Raw genomic sequence first — 1,008 nt, forward strand, 5'->3', positions numbered from 1 at the left:
GAGGGCGGCGGTGGCCGGTGAGTCCTCGCTCCCGGGGGAGCCGGCCGAGGTGGGCGACTTCGTCGGCGCCGTCACCGGGATCCCCGACTGGCTGGATCCCGACCTCGCCGACCACGGTGCCCGGGTCTGCCTCCGCGCCGGGCTGACCGGACAGGATGTGCTCGGTGATCTCGCCCTCCTCGGCGGCTACCGGCCGGCGGCCACGACCGAGGTGCTCACCTCGACCGGTCGCCTGACCGGGGAGGGGACCGCCACGCGGGTCGCGGAGACCATGGCCTGGTGGCACGCGGTCGCGGCACCTGACGGCTGGCGCCCGGGGAGTGCCGGCTGGGAGATGACCGTGCACGTGCGGCTCATGCACGCCCGGGTCAACCGCGCGATGCTCGCGAAGGGGTGGGACACCTCGGCCAAGGGGCTGCCCATCAATCAGGCGGACATGGCAGCCACCAACGGCCTGTTCTCCGCGACGTTCCTGTTGGGCACCCTCGTGCTGGGCATCCCGCACTCACGCGCCGACGGGCGGGCAGTCATGCACCTGTGGCGCTGGATCGGCCACGTGATGGGCGTGGACCCCGACTTCCTCCACGACCGACCGCGTCGAGGCCTGCGGGACATGTACCACTTCCTGCGCACCTCGCCGCCGCCCGACGCCAACTCGGCGGTACTCGCCGAGGCGCTGCTGGAGTCCTACGGACTGTCCGACTTCCCCCGCTTCGCCCCGGTGCGCCGCCGCCTGGACGTGGCAAGACACCGCAGCCTCGCGACCTACCTCAACGGCGTCGCCGGGATGCGCGAGTTGGGCCGGCGGCCCGCGTTTCCGTGGTATCCGGCCCTGGTGTTCCCGGCCAACCTCGTGACCCACGGGGCGGCCGCGGTGAGCCCGAGGCTGCGTACCGCACTCGAGGCCCGCGGCTACCGGCGCATCCGTCGGCAGATCACCCGCTACTCCCGCGGGACGGTCGCCCCGCTGGCCTGAGGCGAGTCCGGCCGGCCCCGGGTGACGAGGGC

The 1,008-nt window shown here is 73.7% G+C and carries 1 protein-coding gene; it reads left to right on the forward strand.

From position 1 onward, the window contains the following. Positions 1–976: oxygenase MpaB family protein (locus tag G6018_RS12930; protein ID WP_182639817.1), on the forward strand; the 976-nt coding region annotated here is incomplete at its 5' end. Between the last annotated feature and the right edge of the window lie 32 nt (positions 977–1,008).

The sequence above is a fragment of the Dietzia sp. DQ11-44 genome (assembly GCF_014145205.1).
GTDB lineage: Bacteria > Actinomycetota > Actinomycetes > Mycobacteriales > Mycobacteriaceae > Dietzia > Dietzia natronolimnaea.